We start from the raw sequence: 13,890 nt of genomic DNA on the forward strand, positions 1-13,890 counted from the left end.
CCGGCACGTTTGCCGTCCAGGGGCTGGCTCAGGGGCCGATGCCGTGCGGGTCCGGCACCACCGTGAGGAGTGCCGAGACGACGACGATCGCCGCGAGGACGGACACCTCCACGCGCGCGGGTGCCTCGGCGTTCCCGGCGGACATCATCCGCCCCCGGGCGGCGAGCGCGAGCAGGCTCGCCCCGCCGAACAGGACCAGCTTCACCAGGAGGATCCGGCCGTACGCGGTGCTCATGACGGCGTCGAGCGGCAGCTTGCGCAGGGTCGAGACCGTGCCGGTGACCGCGAGAGCGGCGTACACCCAGGCGGCCATCCGGGCGTACCGGGCGAGGACGTCCCGGCCGCCGCCCCGCAGCCGCATGGTGCGGAGCACGTACAGGAGGGTGCCGGCCCAGAGCGAGGCGGCGGTGAGGTGGACGACCGTGAGGGACGTGCCGACAACCGGTTGGTACGTCTCCGGGTGGGCGCGCATCGCCTCGGCACCGACGGCGAGGGCGAGCGGCAGGGCGGCGAGCGCGGGGCGCCGGGAGGCGGCGCAGAGGGCGGCCACGACGAAGGCGTCGGCCGTGACGAGCAGGAGGCGGCCCTCGCGGAGCCCGTACACGACGGTCGGGCCGAGTCCGCTGACCGCTCCGAAGAGCAGCAGGAGCCCGGCCGAGGCGGCCGCGGCGAGGAGGGCGGCGGGGGCGGACCAGGCGCGGGGCCGTGGCCCGTCGCGCGCGAGGCGGCGGCCGGCGAGTTCACCGACGTGTACGGCCAGACCGGTGAAGACCAGCAGCCGCAGCAGCGTGGTGGTGCCGGCCGCGGGTATTCGGAGCTCGCCCGTGCCCGTCTGGGCGAGGCCGCCGCCCAGCAGGGCGACGACCAGGACCGCGACGACGGCGAGGACCGCCGCCGTCAGACGGCTCGGGGTACCGAAGGGTCCGGGAAGCGTCACCGGACGATCGTCACCGAGCCCCGGACGGGCGGCAACTCAGGGTCGCTCCGCCCGTCCGGCCCGGCGGCTCAGGCCTTGCTGTAGTGCGCCCAGAACTCGTCCCACGAGAGGACGCCGTCACCGTTGGCGTCACGCTGCTTGATGAGCACCTCGGCGACCGACTCGGTGACGTTGAAGTCGCCGTGCTGCGCCATGAGGCTCTTGTACTCCGCGGCGGTGATGAAGCCGTCGCCGTCCACGTCGAAATTGTTGAATGCCGTGCGTGCCGACTCGATGTCCGCCACTGCTTCCGCCCCTTCTCGGTGCTTCTCTGACGGGGGTCAGATTAGCTGGCCCGGCGCGGCCGGCCGCGAGCGGTCTCAGGGGCGGGCTACCGGAAGATGCCCGTGTGCCCGAGGGAGTAGCGGCCCGGCTGGGGGTAGACGGCGAGGCCGTGGGGGCCGCCGCCGACCGGGATGCGGGCGAGCTGCTTCCCGGTGGTGGTGTCGATGGCGTACACCTCGGAGTCGTAGCGGCCGGAGAGCCACAGGACCTTGCCGTCGGCGGAGACGCCTCCCATGTCGGGGGAGCCGCCGTCCGGCAGCCACCACTTCTTGGTGAGCTTGTTCTTGGCGAAGTCGAAGACGGAGACGGAGCCCTCGCCGCGGTTGGGAACGTACATCTCGCGTGAGTCCCGGCTGATGTAGAGGCCGTGGCAGCCCTTGCCGGTGGGCAGCAGGGTGGGGGTGGTGAACTTCTCGCCGTCGAGGACCCACATGCCGTGGGCCATCATGTCGGCGACGTAGAACGTCTTGCCGTCGGGGGAGATCTTCACGTCCTGCGGCATGGCGCCTTCGAGGGGCAGTTTCTGCTGGCCGATCACCTCCATCTTCTCGGTGTCGACCTTGAGCAGTTCGCCGGAGAACTCGCAGGAGACGACGAAGTACCGTCCGTCGGCGGAGAAGTCGGCGTGGTTGACGCCGTAGCAGCTGACGGGGACGGTCTTCTTCCGCTCCATGGTGTGGGGGTCGCGGAAGACGAGTTCGCGGTCGAGGGAGGCCATCACGACGGCGTACTTGCCGTTGGGCGTGAAGTAGAGGTTGTAGGGGTCGTGGACCTCGACGGGTTTGCCCGCGACGCCGGTGGCGGGGTCGATGGGGGTGAGCGTGTGGCCCCGGTTGTTGTTGACCCAGAGGGTCTTCATGTCCCAGGAGGGCACGACGTGCTGGGGCTGGATACCGACGGGGATGGTCTCCACGACCTGGTAGGTGGCCGGGTCGATGACGGAGACGGTGTTGGAGTTGGTGTTGGGGACGTAGACGCGGGAGGGGAAGTCCTTGACGACCGGGGAGAGTTTGTTCGGCCGGTCGGCGGCGTAGACGTCGTTCGGGTCGAGCAGCGGCGGCATGCCGGGGAGCCCGGGGGGCGCGGCGGCCGGCTTCTTGACGGGGGCGGCCTTCTTCACGGGGGCGGCTCCGCCCCCGGGGTCGCCGGTGCCGCAGCCGGCGAGGGCGGCGAGGACGGCGGCGGCGAGGAGAAGGGTCCTGGTGCGCTTCGTGGGGTGTGCCATCAGGTCAGCAGCTCCGTGGTGGTGACCGCGCGCAGCCCGCGGCGGTCGAGGTCGGCGAGGAGGAGGGGCAGGGCGACGGCGGTGACCGGGTAGCCGAAGTGCAGGCTGACGACGGAGCCGGCGCGGGCCGTGCCGGTGACGTTGCGGACGACGGCGGCGGCGTCGTGGGTGGTGAAGTCGAGGGAGTCGACGTCGTACGAGAGGACGTGCGGGTATCCGGCGCGGTGGGCGGCGCGCAGGACGGCGGGGGCGGCGTGCTGGGTGCGGGAGGGCCGGAACCAGGTGCCGATGGAGCCGGTGAGCCGGCGGAGCCTGGTGGCGCAGGCCTCGATCTCGGCGTGGGCCCCGGCTTCGGTGAGGGCGTTGACGTCGGTGTGGTGCTGGGTGTGGTTGCCGAGGTCGTGTCCGCCGTCGAGGACGCGCCGGGCCATGTCGGGGTGGGCGTCGAGCCAGCTGCCGACGGCGAGGACGGTGACGCGGGCTCCGGCCTTCTCGGCCTGGGCGAGGAGCGTCCGGGCGAGGGCGGGGTCGCCCTCGCCGTGGAAGGTGAGGGCGACGCGGGGCCGGTCGCGCGGGCCGTGGGCGATCTCCGCGGGCTGTCCGGGGAGGCGCCGGGGGGCGGGTGCCGCCTGGGGCGCGGGGGCGGGACGCCGCGGGGCGGCGGGAGCGGCCGGGCGCTGTGGAGCGGGGGCGGCGGGGCGGGGCTCCGTGCCGCAGGCGGTGGCGAGGGCTCCCGCGAGGGTGGCGGCCGCACCGGCTCGGAGGGCGCTGCGGCGGTCGGTCGGCTTCACGCGACCATTTAAAGGCGCTACCGCCCGATTTATTACGATTGGGCCAATTCAGGACGTTTACGACCCCTGAAGTGGCGTCCAGCATGCGGACGAGCCCGGGAAACAATCGATGAACCGCATAGTCATTCACTGTTTACAAGGCGGGTGCTTCACGTCACCAACGATTCATTCTCCAACTGTCCCGCTTTGCCCCAGATTGCCCCGCTAGGGACTTTTGGCGGCAAGGCCCCCTGTCTGCCATAGTCGGAGCCACGACCCCCATTGACCCGGGCCAGGTCGACCTAGCGGCCGTGGATACACCCCCCCCTTGTCCACGGCGCTCCACACGGAAGCCCCCACGCGCCCCACCACGGCGCACGGGGGCTTCCGTGCGTCCGGGGCGCCGGCGCGGGGTCAGCGGTCGGAGACCCGCATCTCGAACCAGGTCGTCTTGCCGCGCGGCGCCAGGTCCACGCCCCAGCGGTCCGAGAGCTTGTCGACGAGGAAGAGCCCCCGGCCGCTCGTGTCGAGCTCGTGCACCGGCATCAGACAGGGCAGCCCGCGCGAGGGGTCCCGCACCTCGACGCGGATCCAGCCGCGCCGCCGCTGTAACCGCAGTGCGAAGACCCGGGCGCCGGTGTGCCGGACCGCGTTCCCGACGAGTTCGGAGACGAGCAGGACCGCGTGCTCGGCGATCTGCGGGCCGAGCCCCCACTGCCGCAGTACGACGTGCTCGGTGAGTCGGCGGGCCACCCACGCGGACTCGGGGCGGGACGGCAGCCGTACGTCCTCGTCCGCCGGATTACCGTACAACTCCATTGCCCCGGCGGCCTGTTCGTCGTCCGCGGCCGGTGACCACCGCGCTGCGGCCGCGCTTGCGCGCTGCCACGGCTGCTCCCTACCCTCCAGGCCCGCCATGCCCCCCATCATGGCCGTACGGAGGCGTCCGCGGGGGCCGTTCCGACGGAATCGGCCCCCGGAACAACCCGTCAGGCGAACTTCGCCTTGCCCGGGCCCTCTTCGACGAAGCTGCGCATCCCGCGCTCGCGGTCCTCGGTCGCGAACAGAGCCGCGAACCAGGTCCGCTCGATCGCGAGACCGGTGTCGATGTCGGCCTCGAGCCCCTGGTCGATCGCCTCCTTCGCGGCCCGCAGGGCGACCGCCGGGCCCTGCGCCAGCTTCGCGGCCCAGGCGTGCGCCTGCTCGTACACCTCGGCGGCCGGGACGACCCGGTCGACCAGGCCAAGCGTCAGGGCCTCGTCGGCCTTCACCATCCGGCCGGTGAAGATGAGGTCCTTGGCCTTGGAGGGGCCGACCAGGCGGGACAGGCGCTGGGTGCCGCCCGCGCCCGGGATCAGACCGAGCAGGATCTCCGGCTGGCCCAGCCGCGCGTTGTCGGCGGCGATCCGGTAGTCGGCGCAGAGCGCCAGCTCGCAGCCGCCGCCGAGGGCGTACCCGGTGATCGCGGCGACGACGGGCTTGGGGATGCGGGCGACGGCGGTGAAGGAGTCCTGGAGCGCGCGGGACCGCTTGACCATGGCCACGTGGTCCATGACCTGCATCTCCTTGATGTCCGCGCCGGCCGCGAACACCCGCTCGCCGCCGTAGAGGACGACGGCCCGCACGTCGTCGCGGTCGGTCGCCTCCTGGGCCAGCTCGCGCAGCCGGTCCTGGGTGGCGATGTCCAGGGCGTTCATCGGAGGGCGGTCGAGGCGGATCGTGCCGACGCCTTCGGCGACTTCGAGATTCACAGTCATGGGAGGAAGGTTAGTGTCCGTTAACTGGAAAAGGCCCGGTGCTGTTGCTCACAGCACCGGGCCCTCTCACGGGAGATCTAGGCGATCCACTCCGACCAGTCCATGTTCCAGCCGTTGAGGCCGTTCTCCGGCTTGATCTGCTTGTCCTTCGAGTTCTTCACGACGACCACGTCACCGATGATCGAGCGGTCGTAGAACCAGGCGGCCGGCATGGAGCTGTCGCCCGCGCCCCGCGCGTCCTGGAGGCCGACGCAGCCGTGGCTGACGTTGGAGGAGCCGAAGGTGCTCTTCGGGGCCCAGTAGTTGCCGTGCACGAAGGTGCCCGAGGTGGACAGGCGCATGGCGTGCGGCACGTCCTTGATGTCGTACTCGCCGCCGAAGCCGACCGTGGCCCCGTTCATGCGGGTCACCTTGAACTTCTCGCTGATGACCATCTGACCGTTGTACGTGGTCGTCGACGGGGCGCCCGCGGTGATCGGGATCGTCTTGATGATCTTGCCGTCGCGCTCGATCTTCATCGTCTTGGCGCTCGCGTCGACCGTGGAGACCTGACGGCGGCCGATGGTGAAGGTGACCTTCTTCTTCTGCTTGCCGTAGACGCCCGGGCGGCCCTCGACGCCGTCCAGGTTGAGTTCGACGGTCACCTTGGTGCCGGCGGCCCAGTAGTTCTCCGGGCGGAAGTCGAGGCGGTCGTTGCCGAACCAGTGGCCCTCGATCCGTACGGCCGGCACGGCCGTCACCTTGATGGCCTTCTCGACGGCCTCGGGGTCGGTGATGCCCCGGGTGAAGTTGATGGACACCGGCATGCCGACGCCGACGGTCGAACCGTGCTCCGGCGTGTAGTGGCCGATGAAGGTGTTCTTCGGGACCAGGGTGGTGAAGGTGGTGTCCTTCGCCGACTCGCGGCCCTCGGCGTCCTTCGCGACGGCGTGGACCTTGTACTGGGTGCCGCCGGCCAGGTGGGCGGTGGGCGACCAGCTGGCGCCGTCCGCCGCGATCTTGCCCTCGACCGCGGTGCCCTTGGAGTCGGCGACCGTGACCGTGGTCAGCTTGCCCTGCGCCGCGGTGACCTTGAGGGCCCCGCTGGTGGCGACCGAGTCGGCGCCGTCCTTCGGAAGGATCGTCACGACCGCCTGCGAGGCCGCGTTACCCTGCTGGCCGCCGCCCTGGGCCGCGGGCCCCTGTCCCCCCGTACCGCCGCTGCCGCCGGCCGGCTCGCCGCCGCCGCAGGCGGTGAGCACCAGGAGCATCGCTCCCGCCGCCAGGGCCTGCAGCCGGACGCCCCCGCGTCGTCGGCCGCGCCGCCCCCTGGCCCCTACCGATGTCCCCGATATCGGCTGCCCGTTCACTGTGGTCGTCTCCCCTCGCACGGCCTGGCACCGCCACGGCCCCACCCCCGTGCGCATTCACTCGCGCACACGGCGCTAGATAATCACACCGGAGGACACGAAAGATCCTCGTGAATGTCACCGTTCAGTCCCGATCGACCTGGTAGGACGACGGAAGTTCCGGGTGGTGCGGGGGCGACGAGGGGTCAGTGCAGGGCGGAGCCTGCCTTCCATCCGTTCCACTCCATGTTCCAGCCGCCGAGGCCGTTGTCGGGAGCGACCTTCCGGTCCCGGGAGTTGACCACTTCCACCACGTCGCCGATGAGCGTCCGGTCGAAGAACCAGCCCGCGGGCGACTCGGCGCTGCCGCCCTTCTCGTCCCGCAGCCCCACGCAGCCGTGGCTGACGTTGGCGGTGCCGAACGTGCCGGGCGAGGCCCAGTAGTTCCCGTGCAGGAAGGTCCCCGATTCGGTGAGCCGCATGGCGTGCGGCACGTCCTTGATGTCGTACTCGCCGCCGAAGCCGACCGTGCGCCCGTCCATCCGCGTCACGTCGTACAGCTCGGTGACGACCATCTTCCCGTTGTACGTGGTGGTCTTCGGCGCCCCCGCGGTGATCGGCAGGGTCGCCAGGACCGCGCCGTCCCGCCTGACCTCCATGGTGTGCGCGGCGGCGTCGACCAGGGAGACCTGGGAGCGGCCGACGGTGAAGCCGACCGTCTTGCGCTGGATGCCGTACACGCCGGGCGCCCCCTCCACGTCCCGCAGGCCGAGCCGGACGGTGACGCGGGTGCCCGGCTGCCAGTACGCGGCGGGGCGGAAGTCGAGCCGCTCCTTGCCGAACCAGTGGCCGACCACCTCCACGGGCGGCACCGAGGTGATCCGGATGGCCCGTTCGACCGCGGCGCGGTTCTCGATCGGCCTGTTGAAGCCGAAGGAGACGATCATGCCGGTGCCGACGGTGGAACGGTTCTCCGGTTTGAAGTAGCCGATGAAGCGGCTCTCCGGCACCACGGTGGTGAAGGTGGTGTGCCGGGCGGAGCGGCGCCCGTGCGCGTCGAGCGCGACCGCGTCCACGCTGTACTTCGCGGCCAGCGCGAGCCGCGCGTCCGGCCGGGGCCGCCAGCGCAGCCCGTCCGCGGAGATCTCGCCCGCGACCTCGGTCCGCTGGGCGTCCTCGACCTGGACGACGGTCACCCGTTCGAGCCGTCCGCTGTCCACCCTCACCTCGACCGGCCCTTCGGCCTTCACACCCCGGGTGCCGTCCTCCGGGCTGATCCGGATGACGTCACCGGGGGCCCGCGCCTTGCCCGGCAGGGAGAGGTCGATGCCCCGTCCGCCGCCGTCCGCCGTGCAGCCCACGAGGCCCGCCATCAGTCCCGCCACCGCCAGGGCGTACCTCGCCCGCTTCCATACGTGTGTCACGCTCGGCCCAACGACGGCCACCCTCCAGGGGAAACGTGCGTACGGGTCATGTTGGGAGCGGGGCCGTGCGGGCAGAACAGGAGGAGGACACGCGCGGGAGCGGCGGCCGGGACGCCGTCGCTGCCCCGGGCGCGGGCCCGACGAGCCGCGGGAGGCCGGGACGGTGGCGAGCGCAACCGAGCAGGAGGCGGTACCGGAGCATGCCCCGGAGCGGGCCGGACCCCCGGTGTGGCCGGGGGCCCCGACACCCCTGGGCGCCCGCTGCCGGGTCGGCCCCGACGGGGTGGCGGGCACGAACTTCGCGCTGTGGGCGGGTGGGGCGGAGGCGGTGGAGCTGTGCCTCTTCGCGCCGGACGGTACGGAACGCCGGCTGCCCCTCACGGAGCTGACCCACGAGATCTGGCACGGCTTCGTGCCCGGGGTCGAGGCCGGGCAGCGGTACGGCTACCGGGTGCACGGCCGCTGGGACCCGTGGACGGGCGCCCGGTGGAACCCGGCGAAGCTGCTCCTCGACCCGTACGCGCGGGCCGTGGACGGCGACTTCGAGCTGCCTCCCGAGGTGTACGGGCACGTGCGGGACTGGCCGCAGCAGCACGTCGCCGACACCGTGCGCGACGAGCGGGACTCCGCGCCGTACGTCCCGAAGGGGGTCGTCGTCCAGGACGACGACGACTGGGCCGACGACCGCAGACCCAAGACGCCCTGGCAGGACTCCGTCATCTACGAGCTCCACGTCAAGGGCTTCACGCGACTCCACCCGGGCATCCCCGAACGCCTGCGGGGCACGTACGCGGGCCTGGCCCACCCGGCGGCGATCGAGCACCTCGTACAGCTCGGGGTGACGGCGGTGGAACTCCTCCCCGTGCACCAGTTCGCGCACGAGGACCATCTCCTCCGGCGCGGCCTGCGCAACCACTGGGGCTACAACTCGATCGGCTACTTCGCCCCGCACGCCGGCTACTCCTCCTCGGGGACGACCGGGCAGCAGGTCGGCGAGTTCAAGCGGATGGTGCGGGCGCTGCACGCGGCCGGGATCGAGGTCATCCTCGACGTCGTCTACAACCACACGGCGGAGGCGGGCGAACTCGGCCCCACCCTGTCCCTGAAGGGCATCGACAACCGCGGCTACTACCGGCTCCAGTCCGACGCCCGCCGGTACGCCGACTACACGGGCTGCGGCAACACCCTGCACGTCGTGCAGCCGCAGGTCCTGCGCCTCATCACCGACAGCCTCCGCTACTGGGTCACGGAGATGGGTGTGGACGGCTTCCGGTTCGACCTGGCGGCGGCGCTCGCCCGCTCGATGCACGACGTCGACATGCTCTCCCCGTTCCTCGCGGTGATCGCCCAGGACCCGGTGCTCCGCCGGGTCAAACTCATCGCCGAGCCCTGGGACGTGGGCAACGGCGGCTACCAGGTCGGCGCGTTCCCGCCGCTGTGGACCGAGTGGAACGACCGCTACCGGGACGCCGTACGGGACTTCTGGCGCGGGGCCCTGCACGACGTACGGGACCTCGGCTACCGTCTCTCCGGCTCCAGCGACCTGTACGCCTGGGGCGGGCGCCGGCCGTACGCCTCCGTCAACTTCGTCACCGCCCACGACGGCTTCACCCTCCGCGACCTCGTCACGTACGAGCGCAAGCACAACGAGGCCAACGGCGAGGGCAACCGGGACGGCACGAACGACAACCGGTCCTGGAACTGCGGGACGGAGGGCGAGACCGACGACCCCGGGATCACCGCCCTGCGCCTGCGCCAGCAGCGCAACCTCCTCACCACCCTCCTCCTCTCCACCGGCGTCCCGATGCTCGTCGCCGGCGACGAGATGGGCCGCACGCAGGGCGGCAACAACAACGCGTACTGCCAGGACAACGAGACCGGCTGGGTCGACTGGACCCTCCCCGACGACCCCGGCCGGGCCCAACTCCTCGCCCTGACCCGCCGCCTGCTCGCCCTCCGCAACCACCACCCGGTGCTGCGCCGCCGGGCCTTCTTCTCGGGCCGCCCGCAGGGGGCGGACGGGCTGCGGGACCTGGCCTGGTTCACGGCGGACGGCGCCGAGATGACGGAACCCGACTGGTACGCGCCCACGGCCACCCTCGGCCTCTACCTCTCGGGCCGTGACATCCCGGGCCGGGACGAGCGCGGGGAGCAGATCGCCGACGACAGCTTCCTCGCGGTCCTCCACGCGGGCCCGCACCCGCTCGACTTCCGCCTCCCGGGCCCGCCCTGGGCGGAGACGTACGAACTGGTGGTGGACACCTCGCGGGAGGACCAGTCGGGCCCCCCGGGCACGGTCCACCGGGGCGGCGGGACGCTCACGGTCGGGGCCAGGTCGGTGGTGCTGCTGCGGGTCGAGACGACCGGTTGACCAGCTGGGTGCTGCGGAAAAACCGGATGAGGTGTGTCAGTGGTGAACCGTATGGTCGGCCCTGATGCCCGAGAAACCTGTCGCCCCAGAGCCCCCCGTTCCAGACGCCTCCGACCGCTCCGCGGTCCGGACACTGCTCCGTCTCTGGCCGTACGTGCGGCCCGTGCGCGGACGCCTGTTCACGGCCGCGTTCGTCGCGATCGTCGCGTCCTGTCTGTCGCTCGTCATCCCGCTCGTCCTGAAGTGGCTGGTGGACGGGCCCGTGGCGGACCGGGACCCGGGCGGGGTGTGGCTGGGGGCGCTGTACCTGCTGCTGCTCGGGTTCGCCGAGGCGGTGCTCTTCGGGTACCGGCGCTGGCTGGTGGCGCGGCCGCTGTCCGGGGTCGAGGCGCGGATGCGGGCCGACCTGTACGGCAGGCTCCAGCGGCTGCCGATCGCCTTCCACGACCGGTGGGCGTCCGGGCAGCTGCTCTCGCGCGGCACGACCGACCTGATGCTGGTCCGGATGTTCCTGGCCTTCCCGCTGACGTTCCTCCTGGTCAACGGCGTGACGATCCTCGCGGGTTACGTCCTGCTGCTCGCCCAGGACTGGTCCCTCGGCCTGATCCTCCTGACCCCGGTCATCCCCCTGGTGCTGGTCTGCTCGGTCTTCGAGGGCCGGTACGGGGTGGTCGCGCGGCGCGCGCAGGACCAGGTGGGCGATCTGACGACGGTCGTCGAGGAGAGCGTCCTCGGCATCCGGATCATCAAGGGCTTCGGCCGGAACCGCAGCCAGGCCAGGGCCTTCCGTGAGCTCGCCGGCCACCTCCGCGGCACGGAGCTGGTCAAGGCCCGGCTGCTCGCGATGATCTGGGCGGTCATCACCGTCGTACCGGAACTGGCCATCGGGGCGGCGCTCGTCCTCGGCACGGTGCAGGTGGCGGACGGGGACCTGTCGGCGGGCACGCTCGTCGCGTTCCTGTCGACGGCCCTGGCGCTGCGCTGGCCGGTGGAGTCGATCGGCTTCCTGCTCGCGATGAGCCAGGAGGCGGCGACCGCGACGGAACGGTACTTCGAGGTGATGGACACCGAAGAGGAACCGGACAACCCTGGGGTCCCGGGGGCGGACGGCCCCGACGGAGTCCGCTTCGAAGACGTCACGTTCCACTACCCGGACGCCCCCGCGGACTCCCCGCCCGTCCTGGACGGCATCGACCTGCACATCCGCCCCGGCGAGACCCTGGCCCTGGTCGGCGGAACGGGTTCCGGCAAGACCACGCTCACCGCGCTCGTACCGCGGCTGCACGAGGCGTCCGGCGGCCGCATCCTCCTCGACGGCGAGGACATCGCCCTGATGGAACGGGAGCGGCTGCGGGCCCTGGTGTCGATGGCGTTCGAGGAGCCGACGCTGTTCTCGGCGAGCGTCGGCGAGAACGTCCTGATGGGCGCGGGTGACGGGGCCGGGGAACCGGAGCTGCGGCGCGCGCTCGGCGTGGCGCAGGCGGACGGCTTCGTGGACCGACTGCCCGAGGGCACCAAGACCCAGGTCGGCGAGCAGGGCCTGAGCCTCTCCGGCGGTCAGCGGCAGCGGCTCGCCCTGGCGCGGGCGGTCGTCGGCCGCCCCCGTTTCCTGGTCCTCGACGACCCGCTGTCGGCGCTCGACGTGCACACGGAGGCGCGGGTCGAGGCGGCCCTGCGGGAGGTGCTGCGGGAGACGACGGCCCTGGTGGTGGCGCACCGCCCGTCGACGGTGATGCTGGCCGACCGGGTGGCGCTGCTGTCCCGGGGCCGGATCGCGGCCGTGGGCACGCACCAGGAACTGCTGCGTACCAGCGAGGAGTACGCCTGGCTGATGTCCGGCGAAGGCAAGGACGAGGACCGATGAAGGACACCGCACCCACCGAGGAACGTGCCCCGGCCGGGGACCCCTTCGACCGCGACGACCTGCCGGCCCCGCCCGGGGCGACGGGCGCGCTGCTCCGCTCGCTCCTCACGGCACACCGCATCCGCGTCGTGTTCGCCGCGCTGGTCATCCTGGTCAAGGAGGCCGCGATCCAGGCGGGTCCGCTGCTCGTCGCGTACGCCATCGACCGGGGCGTCCCCGCGTTCCGCGAGGGGAACCACGGACCGGTGATCGCGGTCGCGGTGGGCTACGCCCTCTGCGCGACGCTGTCCGGCGCGCTCCAGTACGTCTTCGTACGGGGAGCGGCCCGGATCAACCAGGACGTCCTGCTCGACCTGCGCGGCCGGATCTTCCGCCACGCCCAGGTGCTGAGCGTCGACTTCCACGAGCGCTACACCTCGGGCCGTCTGATCTCCCGCTCGACGACCGACGTCGAATCCCTCCAGGAACTCCTCTCCGAGGGCCTCCAGGAACTGATAGGCGTGGTCCTCTCGTTCCTCTCGATCTCCCTCATCCTCCTCTGGCTGGACCTGGGCATCGGAGCGCTGGCGGTAGCGTCTTTCCTCCCCCTCCACCTCCTCATCCGCCTCTACCGCCGGCGCGCCGGCCGGGTCTACTCGGAACGCTCGACGGCGATCGCGGGCGTGATCGTGAAGTTCGCGGAGACGATGAACGGCATCCGTCCCGTACGGGCGTTCCGCCGGGAGGAGATCAACGACACGGAGTTCGCGGCCCTCAACCACCGCCACGAGCGAAGCAACGGCGACGCGCTCCTGGAGATGGCCCGCTACGTGGTCGGCTCGCGCCTCGTGGCGAACACGGCCGTGGCCGGAATGTGCCTGTGGGGCGCCTACCGAGTGGCCGGGGGCTCCCTCGAACTGGGCGTCCTGGCGGCGGCGGTCCTCTACATGCGCCGCCTGTACGACCCGATCGACCGCCTGGGCATGTTCCTCAACTCGTACGAGTCAGCAGCGGCGTCTCTCACGAAGATCGCGGGCCTACTGGCCCAGGAACCGGGCGTACCGGAAACCACGACTCCCCACCACCTCCCACCCCGCGAGGGCACCCAGGGCCGCGAAGTGACCTTCGACAAGGTCCGCTTCGCCTACCGGACGGGCGGCGAGATCCTGCCCCCCTTCGACCTGACGATCCCACCCGGCCAGACAGTGGCAGTGGTAGGAGCGACGGGCGCGGGCAAATCAACCCTGGCGAAACTCCTGGCCCGCTTCTACGACCCCACGGACGGAGCGGTAAGCCTGGACGGCGTAGACCTCCGAAATCTGGCCACCCCGGAACTCCGCCGAGGAATCGTCATGGTGACGCAGGAGGCGTTCCTCTTCTCGGGCACGGTCGCCGAGAACATCGCCATCGGCCGCCCGGACGCGACCCGCGCACAGATCGAGGAGGCGGCCCGCGCCATCGGGGCGCACGAGTTCATCGCGGGTCTCCCGGACGGCTACGACACGGACGTACGCAAGCGCGGCGGCCGGATCTCGGCGGGCCAGCGCCAACTGGTCGCCTTCGCCCGCGCCCTCCTGGCGGACCCGGCGGTCCTGATCCTCGACGAGGCGACCAGCTCCCTGGACGTACCGGGCGAGCGGGCGGTGCAGCGGGCGATGGACACGATCCTGAAGGGCCGTACAGCCGTAGTGATCGCCCACCGCCTGTCCACGGTCGAAGTGGCGGACCGGGTCCTCGTCATGGAGTCGGGCCGGATCGTCGAGGACGGCACACCCTCAGCCCTGGTCACAGGCGAGGGCCGCTACGCGAACCTCCACCGCGCCTGGCGCGAGAGCCTGGTCGGCTGAGAACGAGACGGCAGTGGGGGACGTGGAGGGGGTCGCGTTCGGGACGTAAAGCGTGATTTGCGGC

General features: G+C 71.7%; 11 protein-coding genes. 3 read left to right on the top strand and 8 right to left on the bottom strand.

All coding sequences use genetic code 11. The annotated features are described in order from the left end of the window. Nucleotides 1-28: 28 nt before the first annotated feature. From ABT034_RS15160 to ABT034_RS15195, 8 genes are all read right to left on the bottom strand, one after another. Nucleotides 29-937, bottom strand: coding sequence for a CopD family protein (locus ABT034_RS15160; RefSeq protein ID WP_351215130.1), 909 nt, complete (start codon nucleotides 935-937; stop codon nucleotides 29-31). Nucleotides 938-1,005: 68 nt separating this feature from the next. After that, entirely contained in the window at nucleotides 1,006-1,221 is a 216-nt protein-coding gene (locus tag ABT034_RS15165; protein ID WP_351215132.1) for an EF-hand domain-containing protein, read from the bottom strand. 86 nt (nucleotides 1,222-1,307) lie between these two features. Further along, complete coding sequence (locus ABT034_RS15170; protein WP_351215134.1) at nucleotides 1,308-2,486, bottom strand: YncE family protein; 1,179 nt, start codon at nucleotides 2,484-2,486, stop codon at nucleotides 1,308-1,310. Further along, the gene (locus ABT034_RS15175) at nucleotides 2,486-3,277 is read right to left on the bottom strand and encodes a polysaccharide deacetylase family protein (RefSeq protein WP_351215136.1); all 792 of its coding nucleotides are present in this window, start codon (nucleotides 3,275-3,277) and stop codon (nucleotides 2,486-2,488) included. The genes ABT034_RS15170 and ABT034_RS15175 overlap by 1 nt, the downstream gene beginning before the upstream one ends. 393 nt (nucleotides 3,278-3,670) lie before the next feature. Then, complete coding sequence (locus tag ABT034_RS15180; protein WP_351215138.1) at nucleotides 3,671-4,174, bottom strand: ATP-binding protein; 504 nt, start codon at nucleotides 4,172-4,174, stop codon at nucleotides 3,671-3,673. A gap of 71 nt (nucleotides 4,175-4,245) precedes the next feature. Next, nucleotides 4,246-5,013 (bottom strand): enoyl-CoA hydratase/isomerase family protein, encoded by a 768-nt coding sequence (locus ABT034_RS15185; RefSeq protein WP_351215140.1) that lies wholly within the window; start codon nucleotides 5,011-5,013, stop codon nucleotides 4,246-4,248. Between the two features lie 77 nt (nucleotides 5,014-5,090). Next, complete coding sequence (locus ABT034_RS15190; RefSeq protein ID WP_351215142.1) at nucleotides 5,091-6,362, bottom strand: L,D-transpeptidase; 1,272 nt, start codon at nucleotides 6,360-6,362, stop codon at nucleotides 5,091-5,093. Nucleotides 6,363-6,547: 185 nt separating this feature from the next. Further along, nucleotides 6,548-7,786, bottom strand: a complete 1,239-nt coding sequence (locus tag ABT034_RS15195) for a L,D-transpeptidase (RefSeq protein WP_351215144.1) — start codon at nucleotides 7,784-7,786, stop codon at nucleotides 6,548-6,550. Between the two features lie 142 nt (nucleotides 7,787-7,928). Here ABT034_RS15195 and glgX point away from each other — a divergent pair, with 142 nt between their 5' ends. The 3 genes from glgX (at nucleotide 7,929) to ABT034_RS15210 (ending at nucleotide 13,826) form a co-directional block, all read left to right on the top strand. Beyond that, entirely contained in the window at nucleotides 7,929-10,136 is a 2,208-nt protein-coding gene (glgX, locus tag ABT034_RS15200; protein WP_351215146.1) for a glycogen debranching protein GlgX, read from the top strand. Between the two features lie 64 nt (nucleotides 10,137-10,200). Beyond that, nucleotides 10,201-12,000 (top strand): ABC transporter ATP-binding protein, encoded by a 1,800-nt coding sequence (locus ABT034_RS15205; RefSeq protein WP_351215148.1) that lies wholly within the window; start codon nucleotides 10,201-10,203, stop codon nucleotides 11,998-12,000. Next, nucleotides 11,997-13,826, top strand: a complete 1,830-nt coding sequence (locus tag ABT034_RS15210) for an ABC transporter ATP-binding protein (protein ID WP_351215150.1) — start codon at nucleotides 11,997-11,999, stop codon at nucleotides 13,824-13,826. Before ABT034_RS15205 ends, ABT034_RS15210 begins: the two co-directional genes overlap by 4 nt. Nucleotides 13,827-13,890: the final 64 nt, after the last annotated feature.

Source organism: Streptomyces sp. NPDC002773 (assembly GCF_040295605.1).
In the GTDB taxonomy this organism is placed as follows: domain Bacteria; phylum Actinomycetota; class Actinomycetes; order Streptomycetales; family Streptomycetaceae; genus Streptomyces.